General features: G+C 40.9%; 17 protein-coding genes. 10 read left to right on the top strand and 7 right to left on the bottom strand.

The features are described 5' to 3' along the window. Positions 1–112: 112 nt before the first annotated feature. Together BM176_RS12575 and BM176_RS12570 are read left to right on the top strand one after the other, a co-directional pair. Complete coding sequence (locus BM176_RS12575) at positions 113–2,503, top strand: ABC transporter permease (RefSeq protein ID WP_090103479.1); 2,391 nt, start codon at positions 113–115, stop codon at positions 2,501–2,503. A gap of 186 nt (positions 2,504–2,689) precedes the next feature. After that, positions 2,690–2,947: a DUF4342 domain-containing protein gene (locus BM176_RS12570; protein ID WP_090103477.1), complete on the top strand. Its 258-nt coding sequence runs from the start codon at positions 2,690–2,692 to the stop codon at positions 2,945–2,947. A 67-nt stretch (positions 2,948–3,014) separates the two neighbouring features. Here the strand turns inward: BM176_RS12570 and BM176_RS12565 are convergent, their stop codons facing one another. Beyond that, on the bottom strand, positions 3,015–3,665 hold the full coding sequence (locus BM176_RS12565; protein WP_090103475.1) for an isochorismatase family protein: 651 nt from the start codon (positions 3,663–3,665) through the stop codon (positions 3,015–3,017). A 166-nt stretch (positions 3,666–3,831) separates the two neighbouring features. Between BM176_RS12565 and BM176_RS12560 the strand changes: the two genes are divergently transcribed. Then, on the top strand, positions 3,832–6,849 hold the full coding sequence (locus BM176_RS12560) for a ligand-binding sensor domain-containing protein (protein WP_090103473.1): 3,018 nt from the start codon (positions 3,832–3,834) through the stop codon (positions 6,847–6,849). Here the strand turns inward: BM176_RS12560 and BM176_RS12555 are convergent. Beyond that, on the bottom strand, positions 6,842–7,480 hold the full coding sequence (locus BM176_RS12555; protein WP_090103471.1) for a response regulator: 639 nt from the start codon (positions 7,478–7,480) through the stop codon (positions 6,842–6,844). The genes BM176_RS12560 and BM176_RS12555 overlap by 8 nt on opposite strands. A 365-nt stretch (positions 7,481–7,845) precedes the next feature. Here BM176_RS12555 and BM176_RS12550 point away from each other — a divergent pair, with 365 nt between their 5' ends. The 4 genes from BM176_RS12550 (at position 7,846) to BM176_RS12535 (ending at position 16,530) form a co-directional block, all read left to right on the top strand. Continuing rightward, positions 7,846–12,774: a T9SS type B sorting domain-containing protein gene (locus tag BM176_RS12550; RefSeq protein WP_177230389.1), complete on the top strand. Its 4,929-nt coding sequence runs from the start codon at positions 7,846–7,848 to the stop codon at positions 12,772–12,774. Between the two features lie 83 nt (positions 12,775–12,857). Then, a complete protein-coding gene (locus BM176_RS12545) occupies positions 12,858–13,835 on the top strand; it encodes a PorP/SprF family type IX secretion system membrane protein (RefSeq protein WP_090103467.1) in 978 nt (325 codons plus the stop codon). Positions 13,836–13,874: 39 nt separating this feature from the next. Further along, positions 13,875–15,827, top strand: coding sequence for an OmpA family protein (locus tag BM176_RS12540; protein WP_090103465.1), 1,953 nt, complete (start codon positions 13,875–13,877; stop codon positions 15,825–15,827). 196 nt (positions 15,828–16,023) lie between these two features. Continuing rightward, positions 16,024–16,530: a hypothetical protein gene (locus tag BM176_RS12535; protein WP_090103463.1), complete on the top strand. Its 507-nt coding sequence runs from the start codon at positions 16,024–16,026 to the stop codon at positions 16,528–16,530. Here the strand turns inward: BM176_RS12535 and BM176_RS12530 are convergent. Continuing rightward, positions 16,523–16,939, bottom strand: a complete 417-nt coding sequence (locus tag BM176_RS12530) for a VOC family protein (protein ID WP_090103461.1) — start codon at positions 16,937–16,939, stop codon at positions 16,523–16,525. The genes BM176_RS12535 and BM176_RS12530 overlap by 8 nt on opposite strands. Positions 16,940–17,070: 131 nt before the next feature. On the opposite strand from BM176_RS12530, the gene BM176_RS12525 reads away from it, so the two are divergent. The 3 genes from BM176_RS12525 to BM176_RS12510 all read left to right on the top strand — a co-directional run bounded on the left by BM176_RS12525 (position 17,071) and on the right by BM176_RS12510 (position 19,095). Next, entirely contained in the window at positions 17,071–17,481 is a 411-nt protein-coding gene (locus tag BM176_RS12525) for a nuclear transport factor 2 family protein (protein ID WP_090103459.1), read from the top strand. 577 nt (positions 17,482–18,058) lie between these two features. After that, the gene (locus BM176_RS12515) at positions 18,059–18,550 is read left to right on the top strand and encodes a hypothetical protein (RefSeq protein ID WP_090103455.1); all 492 of its coding nucleotides are present in this window, start codon (positions 18,059–18,061) and stop codon (positions 18,548–18,550) included. Between the two features lie 110 nt (positions 18,551–18,660). After that, positions 18,661–19,095 (top strand): hypothetical protein, encoded by a 435-nt coding sequence (locus tag BM176_RS12510; protein WP_090103453.1) that lies wholly within the window; start codon positions 18,661–18,663, stop codon positions 19,093–19,095. Positions 19,096–19,201: 106 nt separating this feature from the next. Here the strand turns inward: BM176_RS12510 and BM176_RS12505 are convergent, their stop codons facing one another. The 4 genes from BM176_RS12505 to BM176_RS12490 all read right to left on the bottom strand — a co-directional run bounded on the left by BM176_RS12505 (position 19,202) and on the right by BM176_RS12490 (position 24,657). Continuing rightward, complete coding sequence (locus tag BM176_RS12505) at positions 19,202–20,980, bottom strand: DUF885 domain-containing protein (RefSeq protein WP_090103451.1); 1,779 nt, start codon at positions 20,978–20,980, stop codon at positions 19,202–19,204. Positions 20,981–21,242: 262 nt separating this feature from the next. Further along, positions 21,243–22,289 carry an alpha/beta hydrolase gene (locus BM176_RS12500; protein WP_090103449.1) on the bottom strand — a complete coding sequence of 349 codons (1,047 nt, stop codon included), beginning with the start codon at positions 22,287–22,289 and terminating at the stop codon, positions 21,243–21,245. A gap of 114 nt (positions 22,290–22,403) precedes the next feature. Next, a complete protein-coding gene (locus BM176_RS12495; protein ID WP_090103447.1) occupies positions 22,404–23,258 on the bottom strand; it encodes an AraC family transcriptional regulator in 855 nt (284 codons plus the stop codon). A 37-nt stretch (positions 23,259–23,295) separates the two neighbouring features. Further along, positions 23,296–24,657: an ATP-binding protein gene (locus BM176_RS12490; protein WP_090103445.1), complete on the bottom strand. Its 1,362-nt coding sequence runs from the start codon at positions 24,655–24,657 to the stop codon at positions 23,296–23,298. Between the last annotated feature and the right edge of the window lie 285 nt (positions 24,658–24,942).

Genomic DNA, 24,942 nt, shown 5'->3' with positions numbered 1-24,942 from the left:
GGACACCGCATGTATCAAAAGCGGACAGTTCATAAATGTAAATCATTCATTATCAATACTGATAAAAGCGGCATTTTCTTTGAGACCTCCCGTCATCAAACCCATCACCCACATGCTGCAAAACTATATCAGGATAGCCTGGCGGAACATCCTTAAGAACCGCTTTTATTCTTTGCTGAATATCGCCGGACTGGCAACAGGTATTGCTTTTGCCATGCTGATCATGGCTTATGTATGGAATGAGCTACAGGTGAATACCCGCCTGAAAAACGCGAACAAACATTATATCCTTCAAAGCAAATGGAAAGATCCCAATATGGGATATGAACTGGCTTCTATAGGTGCATTACCGAAAGCGTTAAAAGAGCAATACCCAACACTTGTAAAGAACTACTACCGCTGGGATGGCATTACCACCAACGTAACCGTAGGTGAAAAAAGTTTCCGGGAGGGATTACAGATTGGCGATAGTACTTTGTTGAGTATGTACGGATTCAAAGTATTGTATGGAGATGCCACTACTGCCCTGCGTGATCCATACTCAATAGTGATCACAGATGAAATGGCTAAAAAGTATTTCGGAAAAACCGATGTGGTAGGAAAAGCCATGACAATAGAAAGCTTTTCAGGATCAAAGCATGATTTCCTTATTACGGCCATACTACAAATCAATGGTAAAAATTCTGTAGTCAGTCTGAATGATGAGAATAAAAACGAATTATTCCTTCCGCTTGGCGCGTTATCTTATTTCGGACGGACGTTGGACAACTGGACTAATACAGCTATTGTAGGGATGATAGAAGTGCAGGACGGAGTACAACCTGAAAATCTTAAAAAGCCGGTGGCCGCATTACTGAAACAAAACACAGCGGCACAGATCTATGAAAACCTGACACCTTATTTTGTGCCGTTAAAGGATTATTATCTTGATAAAGATAATAGCCTTGTGAAACGGATGCTTTATACCTTAGCAGCAATAGCGTTATTCATTCTATTGATGGCTGTTGTCAACTTCATTAATATGTCTGTCAGCCGCTCCTCTTCGCGGATGAAAGAAATAGGTGTACGCAAAGTGTTGGGGGGATTGAGAAGACAGCTAATCTGGCAATTTCTGATAGAATCCACTATTCTGGTTTGCTTTTCCTCACTGCTGGCATTTGTAATCTATCTATTGGCCAGTCCGGCCTTCGGACAGTTGCTGGATACTAAGATCCTTGCTCCGTCGGCATTTCCGCTCTATTTTATCGTATTCCCCTTGTTGCTGATTTTTATAACCGGATTAGCGGCGGGCTTATATCCTGCCTTTGTATTATCAGCATTGAAATCTGTTGATTCATTGAAAGGGAAACTGAAAACTGTGAAGGACAATGTACTGTTGAGGAAATCTCTGGTAGCCTTTCAGTTTTTCACAGCCGCAATCGTACTCATTGCCGCCTTTATCATTTCGAAACAGGTACAGCTCTTTTTCAGCAGGGATCTTGGATATAGTAAAGACTTTATCGTTTCTGCACAGGTACCAAGGGATTGGACGCCTGCCGGGATCAACCGTATGCAGGGTATCCGTAACCAGTTTGCAGCCATGCCAGAAGTGAAAGATGTTACTCTGTCATTCGAAGTACCTGATGGCAATAACTCAGGCAGTTTAAACATCCATAGAGCAGAGTCAGATTCTAATACTGCCGTAGCCTCCTTTATGTTGACTACAGACCAGTATTATGCTGCTACCTATGGCATTCCTATGGCGGGAGGTCAGTTCTTTAATGAGCCGGTTGATACCAATAAAGTTGTAATTAATGAAACGCTGGCCAGATCACTGGGCTGGAAAAACCCGGAAGATGCAATAGGCCGTCAGGTAAAAATGAAATTGACAAGTAACATATTTACAGTGGCAGGTGTTACAAAGGATTTTCACTTTACATCCATGCAAAAGGCTATGCAACCTATCATTTTCCTGCATGTAAAGCTTTCCAATATCTTCCGTTTCTATTCTTTTAAAGTCAAAGGCACATCTTCTATTGCAGCATTACAGCGTAAATGGTCTGAGTTAATGCCCGGAGCGCCGTTTGAATATAAGTTCATGGATGACCGGCTTGCTAAAATGTATAAAACAGAGATACAGTTGAAACAGGCAGCGTATACCGCTACACTCCTCTCCATCATTATAGTATTGCTGGGAGTAACCGGCATGATCTCTTTAAGTGTGCAGAAGCGCACCAAAGAGATTGGGATACGTAAAGTACTTGGCTCATCGGTTAGCGGTATTGTAGGACTTTTTGTGAAAGAATTCATGGTCGTAATTGCAGTAGCAGGATTGGTTGCCTGTCCGGTAGCCTATATCATCATGCAGCGATGGCTGAATAATTACGTATACCGCATTGATATTACAGTTACGCCATTTATTATAACGATCGCCATACTGGCTATTGTAACGGGGATATTGATTGTATTGCAAACGATTAATGCGGCACTGAGAAATCCTGCCAGGAGTTTGAAAACAGAATAATGATATATTTTCAAGAATATTTGGCCGGCAATAACCATCTTATTGCCGGCCAAATCTATTTATTGAAGAGTCGTACAGTAATTTTTCCTATTTTCGTTTTAATTGTTAGCCAAAAAGAAGGTCCTTATATCTGACAGGGGGAATTCAATAGCGAGCTTAAAAGTAAATCATACAATAACATTCCTTATGACCACAAAAGAATCTTTCGTACTGCATGGTGAAAACCTGCTCAAAAAAGTAAAGGAGCTAATTGCAGAAGGTAACATCAGAAAAATAACAATTACTGATAAGTCAGGGAAAGAGATCATGTCATTTCCATTAACGTTTGGTGTAGTAGGCGCATTACTGGCACCTGTATTTGCAGCTATAGGAGCTGTGGCAGCGGTAATCGGGGAATGCACGATCACGGTAGAAAGAGAAGAAGAGCCTAAAAAAGATTCATAATTTCATAGCGACTTTTCATAGTAAAGCCCTGTTTAAAGCGGGGCTTTACTATGTCCGGACGAACCGACTACACAAAGTCGGCATATACTTTCCTGGAGAGCAGGTAATTGCGTAATTGTCCGTCCCAGCGAAAGCCATGCCCGGAAGTGCCGCCATATTCCACAAATAATTTGGCAAGTGCATCAGCAGTATCTTTCTGTCCTCCGGTATCCTGTAATTCATTGATATAGGACCAGGTAGTAAGTAGTATAGCCCCTGCTTCCGCCATACATTCAATAGCTTTCTGATGATCTTCCAGAGAGGCCCCTCCGGAAGCATCTGTAATAATATAGACCTCATAACCGGCAGCGAGGGCATTTAATGCCGACAACTGCAAACAGACTTCTGTCCACAATCCGGCCATTACGAGTTTTTTCCCGCCGTTATTCTTTATCCATTCTGTTACATGTACATCCTCCATAGCGTTCATCGTATTTCTGTCAAGGGGAGTCTGTTCCGGGAATAACTCTGTTATTTCACGGATCACGTCCTTTTGTTCTGTAAAGGCGGTTGTCACTAATGTAGGAATCCCGAATATTTTACCTGCCTTGGAAAGTGTCGTTACATGGTTGATTACCGAAGAGGTATTGTGGGAGCGTATTGTAAGAAGTTGTAAATACTGATAATCGATCAGCAATAGGGAATGATTACCGGGGCTTAATGAAAAAATCCTTTCCATAGTTTCTGTTTATAAGTTATCAAATCCTGGTCAATGCTCAAAATTATCAAAATAAGGCTGAAACATTGTTGCACGATTCAAAGCATTGCTTGCATAAATCAACTGATATTTGATATTTTAATTATTTTTATGCCCGGTAGCTGTCTTCCTCCCATACTTACATAGAATGAAAATTACTTTATTACTTTGTTTTTCTTTACTTCAGATAGGCCAGGTGTTTGCAAAGCCGGAACAGGAGCCATATGAAATACAGCATTTCTCTGATCAGGATGGATTACCGCAGAACAGTGTAAAAGACATAGCACCGGATGAACATGGGTTCCTATGGCTGTCTACTGAGAATGGATTAGTACGATTTGACGGGTATCGTTTTTTGAATTTTAATGGTAGCAACCTGCCAATAAAGGACAGCCATATTCATTTTATCTATCCTAATGCAAAAAGAAATGGTATTCTGGCAAAAACAATAATGAAGGAAGTACTTACTATTCATAATGGCAGTGTTAATTTATTAATGCCTGCTTCCCGGGATTTTGGATATCTATCTTATAATGATGCTACTGATAATTATTCTGTAACCGGGTTACCCGATTTTTTTTTAAACGTATCAGGAGCTAATCATTATCTTATTCCCCTGGAATCAGATTCATATTTTAAGATCAGTAAGGATACCATCAGATTTTTCAAAGGAGATGTTGAACGTTACAGAACAGCCTATCCACATCTTAATCCCGCCAATTTTTTCACGCTGCAAGGTCAACTTTGTTATCTGAAGGAAAATGGACAACTCACCCTGTTTAATCAGGGAGGAGCCCATATGCTTAACCTTACAGGAGATCTGTCACAATCAAAAAAGGGCGGATTAATCTGGAATTTTGCTGCCGGACAAGTGTTTATTTATGTAGCCCATTCTTGTTACAGGCTGCAATTTTCGGATGCATCTACTATTCGGTCAACACTGGTATTGAAGGATTTTGACTTTTACAGAAATGGTATTGCAACCGTTTACCATGATGAGCAACATAACAGGGTTTTCCTGGGTAGTATTACTAAAGGACTATACATATATACAAAGAAACAGTTCCGGGGCTTAAAAGCAGGAGGAGAAGATGACGAGGTATATTATGCACAGGCTCCTTATGGTAAGAATAGTATTGTAACTCCGCGTGGAGTTATATTTGATTCTACCGGAAAAACAACCCGGCTTCCATTATTGAGTCAAACTAGTGTACCCGATAATTATAGTATCACACCGGATCTTCGCGGAAACTACTGGTACAAAAACGGGGCAAAACTATTCGGGTTTAACAGTGATTTTACGGCCATACTGTCGGAACAAAATCTTCATGATAAAATTGACCAGTTGTATGCCGACAAGGATGGCCGTTTGTGGATAGGAATGAAAACCAAAGGATTGTATTTTTTGCGAACAAAAGATGTCAATCCTCAACCACAGCTTTACTCGGCTGAAGTAAAAGATGTTACCTACATGATTCTGGATAATCAGAACATTTTATGGACGGGTACTGGAAACGGATTGTATCGCGTTGATTTATCTGCGCACAAGGTAGATACTATACCTGGGTTAAGTAACCGCTACATCCGAAGTCTTTACATACCTACAGTAGGGGAAGTATGGATCACGACCTACAATCATGGAGTTTCTTTATATAAAGATGGCCGTCTTATACACCTCCCTTTAGACCAGAAAGGATATATGGCCACCGCTCATTGCATTGTGAGGGATGATCAGGGTTTTCTCTGGATTACGACCAATAAAGGGCTCTTTCAGGTTAGCTACGAAGATGCAATTTCCTTTGCAAAAGGAGCACAGAAAACATTATTCTATCTTTATTATGGAAAGGAACAGGGCTTTAATACAAACGAGTTCAATGGCGGTTGCCAGCCCTGTGCATTGAATTTACAGAATGGAGATATTTCTTTGCCTTCCCTGGATGGACTCGTTTATTTCACACCCTCTAAAATATGGAGAGAAGTACCTGAAAACAAAATATTCATAGATCGGGTAGAACTGGATGCAAAAAAAATTGACGCAGAAAATGCTGTTTTCCTGCCAAACAATTTCCATCATTTAAAGCTTTCAATCAGCACCCCTTATTTTGGTGATCCTAATAATTTACACATCTATTATTCACTGGAGTCAGCAGGGAAGAATGATCCCGAACTATGGCTACCGGTTAGTGATAGCAGGATTATAGAATTTTCTTCCCTGCCTTCGGGAAAATATAATTTACGGATCCGTAAATTAAATGGGTTTGGCAAAGAGAATATAATGGAGAAGGTATTCGTTATTCAGGTGGAGCAAGCATTCTATGAAACTATTTGGTTCCGTATACTGGTTGGCATTTTGATGCTTCTGACAGCATTTGCATTTTCCTGGTTCCGGGTTCGTAAAGTAGAACAAAAGAACAGGATACTTGAATTGCATGTTTTGGAACGCACCCGCGAATTAAAAGAAACGCTAGACAATCTGAAAATATCTGAGCAACAATTACGGAGGCAGGGATTTATTCAGCAAAGACTAATAACAGCCATTTCACATGATTTAAGGACTCCGTTGAAATACTTGCTACAGGTAATTGGTAAGGGAAGTAAAATTGATACGGATGAGCAGAATATCATTCATGAAAGTTTGTATGGGATGTACTATCTGGTAGAGAATCTGATCCAATACATGAAATCACAATTCATAAGCGATGATTCATCTCTGGAAATGGTAGATCTCTGGCAGGTGCTGGAAGAAAAGGCAAATATTTTCCGGCCTGTTTCTCAGACTAAAGAAGTAGCTATTATCAATCAGACATTACCTGGTACCCTGGTGCTGGTCAACAGGCAGCTACTGGCAATAGTAATCCATAACCTCCTGGATAACGCTGTAAAATATACGAAAAAGGGATCAATACAATTGAAGGCATCCAGCGATGATGAGAAAATTCATATTCAATTTATTGATACGGGAATTGGCATGCCTCCACAGGTAATTAACTGGATTAATCAATATAGAAAGGAAACTCCGATTATGGAGGGAAAACCATCTTCTTATGATGGTATAGGGTTATTAATGGTGGTGGAACTATTACAGCTGATTAATGGCAATATAATGATCACCCCAAATATTGGTAATGGTACTATCATTGATATAACGCTGGACGTTATCAAATAGAAATATTATGCAGCCTTATTTTTTCCAGCAGCTCTATTATAGTAGTGACTTCCAGTTTTGCGAAAATGCGGGTTTTATACGTGCTGACAGTAGAAATCTGCAAATGGAGCATTTCTGCTATTTTTAATAACGGAATCCCTTTGGTTAACAGGTTCATTACTTCAACTTCCCGGACAGAGAGTGTCTCGAATGGGTTAGTTTGCGGATTTTTATTCTGACTAAATTTACTGAGCATTAGTTGACGGGTAGATGCGCTCATGTATTTCTCACGGTTTAGAAGAGTACTGATAGCTAATTTTGTCTCTTCTTCTGTTGAATTTTTGCTTAGATATCCATCAGCGCCTGCCAGCAAATAATCAATGGCATACATTTTCTCATCGTATGCAGAAAAAATAAGAATCATAATATTGGGTTGCCGAAACCTTACAGCATCCAGCATTTGAATACTGTTTCCCCCAGGTAGGTTGATATCTAATATCAGCAGATCAAATGTTTTTTCTCCGATAATAGTAATTACATCATCAAATGTTTCAACTGTTGATACTATGGAAGGTGTTGACAGTGCAGATACTATCTTCCTAAGACCATAACGAACAATAGAATGGTCATCGGCGACAAGAATGTTGATCATTAAAAGTAGATAAAATCAATACAAAAACCGGCTATCCGGGGCATGGTTCACAGTAAAGGTAGAATATTTTAAACGGATGCCATTATTTCCTGTGTAGTATTATTACTACACATATAGTAGTCTATTACTATATAAAGCCCCTTGAAAGGGATCTACTTTTGCCCCCGGGACATGAATGCTGGTTTGTTTGTTAGCTCCCTCACCGGAGCAATGCGCTGGTATTCAATATATTATCGTAAACAATCCCTTTACTATCTGGTAAACCTGTAGCAGGGAATGCCTTTAAAAAATTTATCCTGTTAGCGTCAGATTATGGCCTTGTTGATCTCCCTTTTACAAAAAAACTTATGACTTACTTAAGGTTTATGAATCAATTTTACAAAACAATTCTTACCCTCTTCTGCGTACTTACAAGTCTTAATAGCTACGCTGATGGCTCAAAGGACTTGTACCCTAGTGGTATACCAGGGCAAAGGGCTTACCTGATCAGTACAAACAATTCTGTAACTGCCGGATGGCCTTTTACCACTTTGGGTGTACATTATGTATATGCGAATCCCGGAGAAACGGTTGCTGCAGCTTCCAGCACACAAGGGTTGGGTCTGGGACAGATCATTCTAACAGCTCCCGATGGTACGGTATATAGTTCAACGGTGGGATCATCTGCTGTTGGCAGAATCGTTAACCGTACGCAGGAATTGCAGGGACCTTTTGTGGGGTATACCCCTTTTACACAACTGGTGGGAAGTACCCAGGGAGGCATATGGAAGGTGGAATTATTATCCTGTGTGGCTCCAGGTATCAACAATTCTGCCGGTGCCACAGGGAATGCAGACGCTAACTGGACCCAAAATACTACAGGCAGCACAATTGCAGCCTGGGATGTTTCTGTAATAAGTGCTGCCAGCGCCCTTATTCCGGGCAGGGTGTATGCAACGGTGATGAATATGTACGTAACCACCGGAAATTATTACGGCAAATTGTATGTGCAGACCAGTGATGGTTATACCTATAAGATAAATAATAACGGCTTAAGCGGGATAGGATTTGTCTTTTTTGTAAATAACAAGGGGATAACTACCGGTACAGGTGATGCTGCTCCGCCATCTTACAAAAGCCTGAATAGTACCGCCAGTATCCCTACTAAAGATCCGAGAACTGCAGATGGTACCCTTAGTATTACCCAAAAAATATTTTATACAACGCCCGATCCGGGATTGCCGGCAACTGCCCCCTTACCGGGAGGAGGTACCACCTGGCTTAAAGTAACCAAAATAATCCCAACAGTAAGCAGCGTTGCTATTGAGGGCGTGGAAGGAACATCCGGACAAGTGAGTAGCAAAGGGGCTTATGTTAAGTTTAATGCCAATACTGCTGGTACCTTCCGGATTACTTTATCAGGTGCAAGTCCTTTTGTAACGCGAACTATTATCGGGTCTGCTGTGTCAGGAAATAATTCCGTATTCTGGGATGGTAAAGATGGAGCGGGCACCGCTCCTTCTCTAGGTACCGCTGCAATCACCGCAAATGTACAGTTACAGGGGGCGGAGGTGCATTTTCCGTTTATTGATGTAGAGCAAAACCCAAATGGAACTATCATTGAACAGTTAAATGATGATGGCTCTGTAAAAAGTGACGTCGTTTACTGGGATGATAGCGCTTTCCCTACAGTTACCGGTGCTTCGAACCCTCAATTTAACGGGAATAGTGGCAATGGAATTTCCAGCAACACTAACGGACATAAGTGGAGCAGTAATTATGGGAATGACAGAACAATGGATACCTGGACCTACATCCTGGGGGATATTGTAAGTGAGAATACTGTCCTGAATATTCGACAAGCAGACCTTGAAGTGCAGAGTGTTGCGCCATCTACACCAATAACACAGGTGGCTGCTGGGCAAACGGTTACTTATAATGTTGCGGTCATTAATAATGGACCAAGTGATGTAACCGGCGCGCCTTTTAAGTTTAAAGTGCCTGCTGGATTTACCATCGAAAACATTTCAGATGTGATTGCCACTTCTGGTTGTGGTACGCTGAACAGTTCTTCGATAGATGTTTCAGGAAATTATACAGCATTGCTGGATTTACCGAATGGTTGTGTTTTTAACTTCAGTGTTACAGGGAAAGCAGGTGCTTCACTGGCAGGAAATAGTATAAACATAGAAGTTAGTATTATGCGGCCAAACGATGTAACTGATCCGGATGCAACAAATCCTAACGCATCAGTTCCTCCAACAGACCCTCATGTGGAATGTTTGAATGGTACCGCTACAGAATCATGCAATAATATTAAATACAATACTTCAGTTGCTGTTACTGCCAGTGCAGATATTGTAACGGTGAAAACAACAAAGAATGCTTCTCAAGCAACTTTCGTTCCCGGAGATGCAGTGGTTTATACTATTACAGTGACAAACAATGGTCCAAGTGACGCAACGAATGTAAATATCATTGATGCGGCTCCTACCGGAACAACTATCAGTAGCTGGACTGCAAGTGTAAGTACAGGTACGGTAACACTTCCTTCCACCAGTGGTACTGGTAATCTGAACGAAACGATCGCAACTTTACCAAATGGTGCGGTAGTAAGTTATGAGATAACAGTTCAAACACCATCAGATTTTAATAGCAACTTAAGTAATATAGTGGCAGTGACCAGTTCAACAACTGATCCTGATCCTGCTTGTCCAGCTTGTACTACAACACCAATTACTCCTGCACCGAGTGCAGATATTGTAACGATGAAAACAACTAAGAATGCTTCTCAAACATCTTTTGTTCCCGGAGATGCAGTTGTTTACACTATTACTGTAACCAACAATGGTCCGAGTGATGCAACGAATGTAAATATCGTTGATGCGGCTCCTGCCGGAACAACTATCAGTAGCTGGACCGCCAGTGTAACTACGGGAATGGTAACACTTCCTTCCACCAGTGGTACTGGCAATCTGGATCAAATAATTACTACACTTCCTAATGGTGCGGTAGTAAATTACGAAGTAACGGTTCAAACACCAGTAACTTTTAGTAGTAACTTAAGTAATACAGTTGCAGTAACGAGTGCAACAACTGACCCTGATCCCGCTTGTACTGCTTGTTCTACAACACCAATTACTCCTATACTAAGTGCAGATATTGTAACAGTAAAGACAACTAAGAATACTTCTCAAACATCTTTTGTTCCCGGAGAAAGCGTGGTGTATACCATTACCGTGACCAACAATGGTCCAAGTGATGCAACGAATGTAAATATCGTTGATGCAGCTCCTGCCGGAACAACTATCAGTAACTGGACTGCCAGTGTAACTACGGGAACGGTAATACTTCCTAATATCAGCGGTACTGGTAATCTTAACGAAACGATTGCCAGCCTGCCAAATGGTGCAGTTGTGAGTTATGAAGTAACAGTTCAAACACCATCTACTTTTAGTAGCAGTTTAAACAATACTGTTGCAGTAACGAGCGCAACACCAGACCCGGTTCCTGCTTGCACTAGTTGTACTACAACATCAATCACACCTGCCCCAAGTGCAGATATTGTAACGGTGAAAACAACAAAGAATATATCTCAAACAACTTTTGTTCCAGGAGAGAATGTAGTATACACTATTACTATAACCAACAACGGTCCAAGTGATGCTACGAATGTAAACATCGTTGATGCTGCCCCTGCCGGAACAACTATCGGTAGCTGGACTGCCAGTGTGACTACGGGAACGGTAATACTTCCTAATACCAGTGGTACAGGTGATCTTAACGAAACGATTGCCAGCCTGCCAAATGGTGCGGTAGTGAGTTATGAGGTAACGGTTCAAACACCAATAACTTTTAGTAGTAACTTAAACAATACTGTTGCAGTAACGAGCGCAACGCCGGACCCGGTTCCTGTTTGCACCAACTGTACTACAACATCGATTACCCCAGGAGCTAGTGCAGATATTGTAACGGTGAAAACAACGAAGAATACTTCTCAAACAACTTTCGTTCCCGGAGATGCAGTGGTTTATACTATTACAGTGACTAACAACGGTCCGAGTGATGCCACGAACGTAAACATCCTTGATGCAGCACCTGCCGGAACAACTATCAGCAGTTGGACTGCCAGTGTAACTACGGGAACGGTAATACTTCCTAATATCAGTGGTACAGGTGATCTTAACGAAACGATTGCCAGCCTGCCAAATGGTGCGGTAGTGAGTTATGAGGTAACGGTTCAAACACCATCTACATTCAGTAGCAGCTTAAACAATACTGTTGCAGTAACGAGCGCAACACCAGACCCGGTTCCAGCTTGCACTAATTGTACTACAACATCAATCACACCTGCCCCAAGTGCAGATATTGTAACGGTAAAAACAACTAAGAATACATCTCAAACAACTTTTGTTCCTGGTGATGCAGTGATATATACTATTACTGTGACCAACAACGGCCCAAGTAATGCAACGAATGTAAACATCGTTGATGCAGCTCCAACCGGAACAACTATCAGCAGTTGGACTGCCACTGTGTTTACCGGAACGGTAACACTTCCTAATACCAGTGGTACTGGTAACCTGAACGAAACGATTGCCAACCTGCCAAATGGTGCGGTAGTAAGTTATGAAGTAATGGTTCAAACACCGATAACTTTTAGTAGCAGTTTAAGTAATACAGTTGCAGTAACTAGTACAACGCCGGATCCAGTTCCTGCTTGCACTAATTGTACTACAATATCAATCACACCAGTTGTAATACCTCCTATAGCATCAACAGATAATGTAAATAACATTATAGCGGGTAATAACATTACAATACCGGTGCTTGATAATGATAGCCCGGGGCAAGGAGGAAGTCCAATTGTTCCTGCTTCACTGGAAATTGTTGAACAACCAGAACACGGAACAATAAAGATAAACCAGGATGGAACAGTCGTTTATACGCCCGACCAAGGATATTCCGGAACAGATACATTTACCTATAGGGTTAAAGACGAAGCTGGAAACTGGAGTAATGTAGCAACTGTATCATTAAATATTGTACCCAGTGACCTGGAGGTGCCTAATGTAATTACACCTAACGGGGATGGTAACAATGACAAATTAGTAATTAAAGGGCTGGAGAAATATTCACAGAATGAGGTTATCATTTTCAATCGCTGGAATAATGTGCTTTATAAAGGAAGGAATTATGCAGGTGATTGGGATGGAAATGGATTGAATGCAGGTACATACTATTATACCCTGAAAGTACAAGAAGCCAATGGACAGTGGCATACACATAACGGCTATATCATGCTGTTGCGATAATACTTAATATACAAGGCTGCCGGCATATACTCCGGCAGCCTTAATGTGTCGGCCCCGTCTTTTTAACAGTAAAAAATGAGATTATGCATAAATGCTTTACAAATATTACTCTCCTTCTGATATTCATGTTTTCATTTTTATCCGCGTATAGTCAACAGGATGCTCAGTTCAGTCAGTATATGTTCAACGGGTTGTATATTAACCCGGCCTATGCAGGCTATAGGGAACAATGGAATATAAATATGTTTTACCGTACCCAGTGGGCAGGGCTTCCCGGAGCTCCAAAAACCTTTTCAGTAGCAGCAGATGGAGCTGTTAATGATAATCGTGTAGGATTGGGATTGCAGGTGGTAAGCGACCAGTTGGGAGCAGAAAAGAATACTGCTATGTATGGAAGTTATGCCTACCGCATACATATGGACGATGATGGAAATAGAACATTAGCCATAGGCATAGGCGCGGGTTTTATACAACAGAAACTGAACACGGAAGCATTGAGTCCGGCCTCCCAGAGTGATGCATTATTAATGAATGCAAAAAAAACAGCCTTTATGCCAGACGCGCGTGTAGGTATTTTCTACAACAGTGAGCGGATTTATACGGGGTTGTCTGCCGACAACCTGATAACAAGGGCATTTCAGAAATCAGATAAACTTAGAACCTATTTACCGTTAAAACCCCACTTATATTTTACTGTCGGCGGATTGATACCATTATCTAATGAAGTGTTACTGAAACCTTCTTTGCTGGTGAAAGAAGATTTTGCTGGCCCAACCAGCGTTGATCTGAATGCCTTCTTCCTGTTTAGTAAGGTGATATGGTTAGGCGGTTCTTATCGCACAGCTGTACTCAATAAAAATGACATCAGTAATTCGGTGCCTAAAGCAGGTGCTCTCGTAGCCATGATGGAAGTATTCGTTAATAGCAAGCTCCGGATAGGATATGCTTATGATAAAACAGTGAATGGTACAGGAGCAACCAGTTATGCTACTCATGAGATTTCGCTGAATTATTTTTTCGAAAACCGGAAGGCAAGGATGTTGTCTCCAAGATATTTTTAACTGAAAGCATTGCAGCGTTTATAAAATTTGAGAATTATTATGGATAAGAGAAAACTCCAGGCGTTGTTTAGCATACTAATGGCAATAGCACTGTTTAAACCAGCGCATGGCCAATATATACTAAAGCAGGCTGACAGCCAGGCTGCCTTGTATAATTATGTGAAGGCCATACCTCTTTATAATAAAGCGTATAAGAAAAAGAAAACAGCAGCGGCGGCACGTGGAATGGCTGACAGTTATCGCCTGATGAATGATTATGTTTTTGCAGAGTCGTGGTATGCCAAATTGATAGCCATTCCGGATCATACTGCCATTGACGAATTTCATTACGCAGGTATTTTAATGAATAACAGTAAATATGCTGAAGCGAAAGGGATTCTTGATAGTTATTTAAATAAAAAACCGGGGGATAAAATAGCGGAGAATATGCGGGAAGGATGTTCTAATGCTGTTAAATGGTTAGCAGCTCCCATCAAAGGAGATCTGGTAAATGTGCATGCATTGAACAGTCAGTGGTCGGATTGGAGTACGGAATTCAGTAATGGGAAAATCATCTTTGCTTCTGACCGTCCTTATGATTCTTTAAGGCGCAAACCTTTCTTCAGCTCAAGTAACATCAGGAGAAAATACTACGGTTGGACAGGCAACAGTTACCTCCATCTTTATGAAAGCAATGGAAAAGATAGCAGTAGTACAAACCTACTCACACGCAATATCAATGGAGACTACCACAGTGCTCATGCCAGTTATACAGCCGATGGCAGGAAGTTTTATTACGCAGTAACCAAGCTGGTAAAAAAGAGACAAAGTCTTTTAGGCAAGGATACTCCGTATACATTGAATGTAGAGATCATAGAACAGCAACGGGATACAACTACTGATGGCTGGCGACAATCATCTACATTTCCGTATAACGGGATCTTTAAATACTCTGTAGGCGATCCTTTTATAAGTCCTGATGGACAGACCCTTTATTTTGTTGCTGACTATGGGGATAAGGGATATGGAGGTACGGACATCTATTATAGCCGCATGGATGAAAACGGTAAATGGCAAACACCCGTGAATATGGGACCTGGGATCAATACGGCTGGCAATGAACGTACACCTGTATTCAATAATAAGGGTATACTCTACTTTGCTTCTGATGGCTGGCCAGGAATGGGAGGTCTTGATATCTACAAGGCTACCAAAGGAAGTGATTGGAAAGTAGAGAATATGGAAAGTCCGGTAAATAGTCCGCAGGACGATTTTGCCCCGGCTTTTGCCAGCAATGAAACATTCTATTTTTCTTCAAACAGATTTGGGGGCAGAGGCAATGATGATATTTACCATTTTAATGCAGCAAGAGTATTACTGTTTAATCTATCAGGAAAAGTATTTGACAAAAAAACAGAAACTCCATTGTCCGATGTTGTGGTAACGCTCGTTAACAAACAAACGGGCACACCACTCAAGGCAATTACAGATGATAAGGGGAATTACCATTTTATGCTGGACAGCGCATCCACATATGGGTTAAGTGTGGTAAAAACAGACTATGCCACGGTAACGGATATAGATGTTAGTACTGTTGGCTTAACAGTGTCTGGCGATCTGCACCAGGATATCTATCCCGAAAAGGCTGATCTGGACAAACCCTTTAAGATGGAAACCATCTACTTCGATCTGGGTAAATCGAGTATCCGTAAAGATGCTGAAACAGAGCTGGATAAATTGGTAAAACGACTGAATGATAATCCGACATGGAAAGTGGAAATATCTTCTCATACGGACTCTCGTGCCAATGACATTTACAATATGAAGTTGTCCCAACGTCGTGCAGAATCCACAGTAGCCTATCTGGTTGGGAAAGGGATTGATAGCACCCGTTTAACCGCTAAGGGCTATGGAGAGACAAAGCTGGTGAATCGCTGCACCAATGGGGTATCTTGTCCGGAAGAGGAGCATCAGGCTAATCGCAGAACAGAATTTACGATATTGGATAAGTAAGAGGATTACATTATTATACCGGGGGCTGTATTCTTTTGATACAGTCCCCTTTTTATTTTCTGAGAACCAGTCCAAATACATCAAGCCAAGGTATAAATTCATTTCTGTCACCTGGAAATGCGGTTCCATCACATTCATTTAAATATCCCACCTACTTATTCTAATCTTGCAGTAACAAACAATTTCTCCCGAAGTCATGAAAAAGATCGTCATCACACTATGTATTCTTGTCATCATTATTAAACTCTTTCCGGCAAAAGCTCAATCCGGTAAATTTCAAAATGTACAGGCGGCAGCGTTATTGGCTATGAGTGAGACTGATCCTGCAGAAGCTGTTATTATGGCAAAAATGTATGAGAAAGATAGTAAAGGGGCATTGGCTGATGCTATATTCACTATTTATACGACCGGTGGTGGGAATCCAGAATGGCCCTATGTGTATAAAACATTTAAGAATAAATCTGCGCAACAACAGTTCAGCCTTAGTGAGAAATTCGGAGATCTGACAGGTCATGTAAAGAACCCAGAGTATGTACAACAGGGCATTGAAGCCCTTAAGGATCTAGGAATAGTATATAGAGAAAATGATACGGAGGAAAAGATCGTTGCTATCTTAACACTCATCAGCACGAACAGAAGTGATGATCCCGATTGCGTAAAGGCAGTTGAGATGGCTATTACAGCGATTCATGATACTAAATAAGAGTGTTTGCTTTATTATGTTCATTGGGCTGTAATAAATCCCATTGATTACCATACAAATCTTCGAATACGGCAACAGTACCATATGCTTCCTCCTTAGGAGCACGGACAAAATGGATTCCATCTTCCAGCATCTGATTATAATCCCGCCAGAAATCGTCTGTGAATAAGAAAAGGAACACTCTCCCACCTGTTTGGTTGCCAATACTGGCAGCCTGCTCCGGGTTAGCGGCCTTAGCCAGCAGCAGGCTGCATTCTTTTGCTCCTTTGGGCGCTATTACTACCCATCGCTTATCTTCACTTAATACAGTATCTTCTATCATTGTAAAATGTAACTTCTTCGTGTAGAAAGCGATCGCATCATCATAATCGGCTACCACCAAAGCAATGTGGGCTATTCTTTGTTGCATATCTTCTATAACGGATTTCAGAGGTCATAAAGATACATAATCCATGAATATTTGATTAATACCACAGAATCGCTAAATAGTGCCATTAATAAATCCGTATCCATCCTACATTTGTGTCTAAATTAATTGTCATGGAACAGAAACATCCTTTACCACCGTTTACCTTCGAAACAGCTACTCAAAAAGTACAGCTGGCAGAAGATGCCTGGAACAGCCAGGATCCGCAACGTGTTTCTCTTGCTTATACGATTGATACAGAATGGCGAAACCGCTCTGAGTTTGTGAATGGCCGTGAAGCGGTGGTTAAATTCCTCTCCAATAAATGGCAGAAGGAACTTAATTATAAATTAAAGAAAGAGCTGTGGGCCTATACAGATAATCGTATAGCAGTAAGATTTGAATATGAATATCATAATAAGGAAGGACAATGGTTCCGTGCCTATGGTAATGAAAACTGGGAGTTTGATGAGAATGGCCTGATGCAAAAGCGATTTGCCAGTATTAATGATCTGGCAATTAAAGAATCAGAGAGAAGGTTATAATAAAATGGAGAGGGACCATTATTTGACTCCTCTCCTCTTACAATTAATCTCTATTTTATAATCTTCTATTTCTTGCCATATTGAGGTGGGCACTGAATTATTAATCTAAAAATATTTCTCACATCACGGCAGTCGATCAGATGGAGATGTACTATAAATATGCTGAAAATATATCGCAATAGAAATTAATGCCCAAAGAAAGAATAAAATCCATTGAATAATAAATACTCTTATAAAAGAATATTCTTGTAATTCTAATTTATTCTTTGCGATCTTCCATATTATTGTCATAATAAATGCAGACACCAATGACAATATAAATCCCAGCAATATTTTTGTTCCCAGGAAAGAAAAGAATGATTCTTGATACATTTCATAGATCCCGTATGGAGAAGCATTAGCAATGTTAAGTGAAAGAAATAAAATTATTACAAGAAATAACTCTATTAATAAATAGAACAACCAGGTTATTATTTTTATACCTTTCATATTTGGCGCACATTAAAGAAGCTGGCAAAATTTCATGAGCTATTTTCCCCATATATCCACGATACCTTTATCTTTGAAATTGTTACATTTGATTGGACAAGAAGGTAAGATAAAATACCAACATTTTAAATATGCGCGTATGACTTTTAAAAGATCTACTATCAATTCCTTTCTCCTTGGAGTATTACTATCTGGTTGCTACTCCCTTAAGATTCCTCTTTCTGAGGAAGAAGAAAATTTTGGTAATGTGTTAGCTGAGAAATATCATTGTGAAGTTAATTTGGAACATAATTATAAAGCTATAAAGGAAAATAGGAGAGATGGTGAGTTTTGGATAGAATTAAAAAACAGTCATGCTGATTTATGTTCAAAGGATCGTATTGCCCTTAAAAATATAACCTCCGATATAGGAAAACAATTCTTCCCTTCACTCACACATAAATTGAATTATAAATACATTGAGGTAGTATTTTATAAATCAGAACATCCTGATAAACAAACCGAACATACTCTTTGCGAAAAACATCTAACAGTTAGCATCGAAAATTTCAATAATGTACAAGTAACCTATTGGCACTAAAATAAAGGCTTGCTTATATCTACAATACTATATCCATTGCTATTATTAACCCTTTCTTTGTAATTTTTTTTCTATTTCTTATTGGATAAATTTATTCTCAAATTATTCACATGATATTTAAAACCCACTATGCATCACTATTCCTTATTTGTATCATTCTACCCAGTTGTTACTCACCTAAGATACCTCTTTCCAAGGAAGAAGAAAATTTTGGCAATGTGTTAGCTGAAAGATATCATTGTGAGGTTAATTTGGAGCATGATTATAAAGCTATTACGGAAAATAGAAAAGATGGCACGTTTTGGATAGAATTAAAAAATAGCCATACTGACTTATGTTCAAAGGATAGTATCGCCCTTAAAAATATGACATCCGAAATAGCTAAAAAAATCCATCCTCTTCTCACGCATAAACTTAATTATAATTCCATTGAAGTGGTATTCCGCAAATCGGAACATCCAGACAAAAAAACCGAATCACTTCTTTGTGACAAACATCTAAAAATCAATACAGCAACCTTTGATAGTATACAAGTAATATATTGACATATGAAGTGGGGCTGACCCAAAAGAGAGCCCCCTATATAATGCATTGAGTCCCCCGAGAAAGGACAAAAGAGGCTGTACCACATAGAATACAGCCTCTTTCTTTTTATAATTTCTTCTCTGCCGGAATAAAATCCTTCATCACTGCATCTCTGATCAATGCAGGTGGGAGTAAACCCTGCGAAAGGATAAAGTCATGGAAATGCAAAGCATTGAATTTGTTTCCCAGTGCCTGTTCGGCATCTTTTCTTAAGGCCATCATTTTAGTGAACCCATAGAAATAGCTGTTTGCCTGTCCCGGCATCTGGATACTATAACGTTCCATTTCCTGCTGGGCCATCGCCTTTGATTGAACAACATCTGTCATCAATATATTCAGTACATCCTGTTGAGTGATCTTACCAGCTTGCAGTTCAGGGTCCAGGAATGCGCGTGCAGCACGGAGCAAAAGATAATCAAGGGAAATCAGTTTCCCTTCAAGCGGCATATAGGGACGGATGATATATTCAGAATACAGCCCCCATCCTTCTACGTTAGTAGAGTTGAATGCATATAATGTACGGGCCTGGGAAACACCTTCCTCCACCATTTTATCAAACTGCAGTTCATGTCCCGGACGGGCTTCATGCGCGATGATAGTCCAGGAGGCAGCATCAAAGGTGAAGTCATCGTATTTATCGGCTTCCTTTTCACCGGGTGCCGGTGGCATATTGAGTGGCAGTACAAACACCCCTTTTTGACCGGTATTATTCAGGAAAGGCGGAGGTACCATATGTGGTGCGGGAGACCTTGCCGTTTCGGCTGTTGTTGCAAGTCGGATAATAGCCGGACGATCAGGTAGTGTTAACAGCTGATGATTGCGGATAATCGCTTCTATATCTTTCAGATGGCCTTCGTATAATGGGATGATTGAATCGCCATGGATCTGTTCCTTTTTCAGTTCACGGATCACGCTACGGTAATCTGTGGCCGTCCAAGGCCGTTGCTTTGCAATCTGTTCAGCTATCGGCTGCATTTCCTGCTGGATTTCCTTAAAGGCTTTGTGCGCCATTTCTGTTAACTGTGCAGGTGGAATGTCAATGCCGAAGCCTTCCAGTTGAAGGGCATATTCTTCAGGAGGCAACCGGAACTCTTTACGTGCTTTAGATAGCACATTTTTACGTGTCCAGCTATCGTACTCTTCCAGTTGTTTTTTCAGTGTGGCATAAGGTTGTTCCCAGCCTGTCAGTTTATACTTCCTGCACAGATCAGCCATACCATCAACGATACTTGCATTCCGGGACATCTCCACTTCCATTTGTTGTTTGGAAGGATAGATCATATCCTTGCCCTTCATCTGTTGTTCTACACGTTCTTTTAAGATGGTAGTCAATGGTTTTAAACCCGCTTCCAGTCCGGCATATTTCTTTAGTCGTACGATGGAAGCAGCTCGCCGTTCAACAGGTGTCTGATCGTCCAGCAGTGCTTCCAGTCCACCGTAAACAATGGAAGCGGCATTCAGAAAAGGTACCTGCCTGCGGATGCTATAGTCCTGCTGGCGGAAACCGAGCTTTAAATGCGTAATCAGAATATTCAGATCCTGCTTTACCGCCAGATCCGGCTCTACCGGCAGGTATGAATTGTACCGGGTGACAAGCGCCTCTTCTTCCTTTCTTTGTGCCAGCATATTAGCCAGAGTGGGAATCGTGATCAGGGTGTCATATTCAGCCAGTCCCTGGGAGGAACCATATTCCGGAGAATATTTCTTATCAAGATCAATCAGTTGTTGTGTGTAATGGTTCGATTTGGCAATCCATGCCTTGCTGCCCTGTTCTACTGTCTGCGATCTGACAGCCAAAGGTATTACGGCAAAGGAACATGAAACCAGGATCAGTTCTTTAAGCATAGTTCATGATTATGTTGAGTCATGAATTTACGATGTGTATTTCAAAGATCTGCTATGAAATATGACAAAATAACCTGGAAAATTGCAAGTGGTAATATCAGAAGTAAATAAAAGGTCTGAGGATAGTTAAATGAAGCACTGTGTCTACCAGGTGTACCCATAGTCAACTACATGTTTCCATCGGTACCCTAAATAAAAGACCATCTCCATGTTTTTGCAAACACAAGAGGCGGCCTTCCTAAATCAGTATTAATTATTCAATCTATTTGCTCAATGCTTTTTTAATTTCCGTTCCCGCCTGTAATAATGCGGCCGGTGAACCGGGAACATGCGCCAGCGGATTTAACAATCCCCAGTCATGAATCATTCCATTGTATCTAACAGCAGTCACTTTTACACCTGCTTCATCAAGTTTACGTGCATATGCTTCCCCTTCATCTCTCAGTACATCATTTTCCGCGGTTTGCACTAATGCAGTTGGCAGTCCTTTTAATTGCTCAACAGTAGCCTGTAAAGGTGAAGCATAAATTTCTTTGCGTGCATTCATATCTGTGGTATAGTTATCCCAAAACCATTTCATCATATTCTTTGTAAGGAAACGGCCAGTTGCATATTGGTTGTATGAATCCGTTTCAAAGTTAGCGTCAGTTACCGGCCATAAAAGTACCTGTAATTTGATTTCAGGTCCCTTTTTATCCTTAGCCATCAGCGCCACTACTGCCGCCATGTTACCGCCTACACTATTACCTGCAACTGCCAACCGGCTTCCATCTACTCCAATCTCTTTACCATGTGCTGCTACCCATTTTGTAGCCGCATAAGCCTGATTAATAGCTACCGGGTAATGAGCTTCAGGAGAAGGTGTATAATTTACAAATACAGCTGCTGCACCTGATGTTACAACAAGGTCACGTACCAAACGCTGATGTGTAGGAAAATCACCTAATACCCATCCGCCGCCATGAAAAAACATAAATACAGGCAAGATTCCTTTTGCATTGGCAGGTTTTACAATGTCAATTATAATAGACTGTCCATCTTCAGTGATCGTCTTACGGGTAACCGTAATTCCTGACAGATCAACTTTTACGGATGCCTGTGCACCAGTCAATACAGCACGCGCTTCAACAGGTGTAAGTTGTTCCAGCGGTTTACCGGAACCGGAATTGAGTACATTTAAAAATGCTTTGGTATTACTTTCAATATGGACATCTGTTGCTGGATTAATAACCTGGGCAGATAACGCTGTACTTAAAACTGTTGCTGCCAATAATGCTGTGCCCTTGCTGAAGATGTTTTGCTTTTTCATTTTTGTTTTTTTTCAATTTGATATCACAAAAATAGAAGAAGGCAGCAGCGTGGACAATGCACAGTGTTATACACTTACAGCACAATTTTCCCCTGGGGCATAAAAAAGGCCATTTTAAAGGGTGGATTTGACCTCACGGTATTTTAAACGAAAGGTTTGGGGAGGTATATCAGCCTGTTTGGTAAAAAGTCGTATAAAATAAGAAGTATCCTCATACCCTAGTTTATAACCAATCTCTTTTACACTTAACTCAGTATGCACCAGTAGTCTTTTAGCTTCCAGTATGATGCGATCCTTAATGATATCATTAGGTGTGCTGTTACTGTAACGGGTAATACGCTTATTTAATGCTTTAGGGGTAATATGCAACAATTCAGCATACTCAGCGACTGTATGATGGCGGGTATAATGCCATTCCACAAGCTGACTGAAGGTTCTGGAGAATTCAACTTCCTGCCGGCCTTCTTCAGTCACTACCCCGTGCTCCTGTTTCCAGATACGGGTAGATCTGATGATCAGTTGCTTTAATAAGATCCGGATCATCTCCTCCATTCCTGTCGTATCCTCTCCATCCAGCTCAGCCTTTAACTCTTGTATCACCTTCTGCATGGCGGCGGAGATTTCCGGAGACATGAATATTACAGGAATCTCATAAACATTATGAAAAAGGATCCCGTCGCAGGCAACCTCTTTATCATGTATTTCAACACAATAAAAATCGCGGTTATAATATAAGAGGACTCCTTTACAGGAATCATCAAAGTGATAATACTGGCCGGAATTGATAAAGAATAATGCATCCTGTTCCAGCCGGTATTCTTTGAAATCTACAACCACCACTCCGCCGGCCTGTATAAAAACAATTTTGATAAACCAATCAATATCATGTTCTGCTATTTGATCTGCGGGACTCTTATCAAAATCAAAATATCCGAACTTCTTAAAAGCAAACTGTTTAAAACGGTGCATAGGGCCTAAAAATACTACTTTTTATGTACAGGAAGCCCTACTTATAAATCTTCCCTTCCTTGTTAAATTCCCTGATCAGTCCTTCTTCCACATCATTAGCAGACACAGGTTCTATGCGGCCATCCGTCTGAATATTTTTAAGGAAACAATACTGTGCCACATTGATGATGGAAGCACCGGAAATCTCATGCGTAGTCGCTATTTTCTCAAGGATACCTTCTTTCTGCATCATCTCATCCGGCAGGATCATCTTCCACAGCTGTAAACGCTCTACCTGCGTAGGCATCGGGAATTGTATAATTGACTGGAAACGGCGTGAGAAGGCCGGATCAATATTGTTCTTAAAGTTAGATGCGAGGATCACTAGCCCGTTATAATTTTCAATGCGTTGCAAGAGGTAGGCTATTTCCTGATTCGCATATTTATCATGCGCATCACGGATGCTCGTTCTCTTACCGAACAAGGCATCGGCTTCATCAAAGAAAAGGATCCAGTTTTTGTGCTCTGCTTTATCAAACAGGCGGGACAGGTTCTTTTCCGTTTCTCCAATGAATTTGGATACAACCAAAGACAGATCAATGCGGAATACGTCGAAGTCTTCGTCTGTGTCATTGGCGGGGTCACGTTTACCCAATAAGCAGGCGGACAATGTTTTACCCGTACCCGGAGGACCGTAAAACAAGGCACGGTAACCAGGTTTGAGGCGTTTGTTTTTTGTGATCAGCTTATCTTTTACACGAAGCCATTTCTTCAGCTCCTGTAATTGCTCCATTGTCTGAGCATTCAATACCAGGTCTTCCCAGTCGAGAGCCGTTGTGATGCTTTCTGCGGGAAAGTCATTACCGAACCGGGGTTTGGCATGTGCGCCGGTCAGGAACAAATCGATATATTCCTGGGAAAGCACTAAGCGCCCACTCATGGTTGGTTCTCCTTCCGGGGGCGCTTCCAGCCATAATATCTGGCGTTTGGCAAAGAGGTGCTCTTCTGCCAATAGTGTCATCTTCTCTATTCTCGATGAAAGATCCAGTCCCGCTAACAGGAATAAGAACGTTTCACCAGTGGGAAGTAAGCCTCGGAACTGAGTACCTTTCACACAACCTATCAACGGGAAATCGCCCTTATCGACAAGGAATTCATTGATCACCTCTTCAAAGAAGACTGCATTGATATGGGGGGCTAAGGCCATAATCAGCAATAGCTGTTCATCTTTATTCAGCCCATTGCTGGTAATGAATTGTGTTAATGGAGCATCAGGCCAGGAAGTTCCGGGTAATATAATTTCAGTGAGGGGATCATTCTTCTCAGTGCTGAAATATTGCTCCAATCTTTTTCTCATTTCTGCTTGTAACCAGGTCAGATATGCCTGGAGTACTTCAGCATTTTTAGTATTGTCAGTCATTGCTTTTCTTATATTTTTTTCTGTACAGGATCCTTGACATTATCTGTATTGTCTTTAATGCACTGTATCATATCATCTACAGCGATAGTTTGATTATTCACAGTTTTTTCGGTTCACAGTAACTACTTCTCGTTCATAACTATTCCAAGCTAAACTGATTGATATTTTCGATTGAAAGAAAGCGTACTCATTTTTCTGAACTGCTTTCTGCTAAGGGGAAAAAGCGGGGGGCTTTAACTTCTGCATTTTCGAAATTACGGTATCTTCGATAGCGACAAGTATTCG

This window comes from Chitinophaga sp. CF118 (genome assembly GCF_900112615.1).
Taxonomy (GTDB): domain Bacteria; phylum Bacteroidota; class Bacteroidia; order Chitinophagales; family Chitinophagaceae; genus Chitinophaga.
The sequence above is the reverse complement of the archived record's forward strand: the minus strand, read 5'-3'. Positions and strand labels throughout refer to the sequence as shown.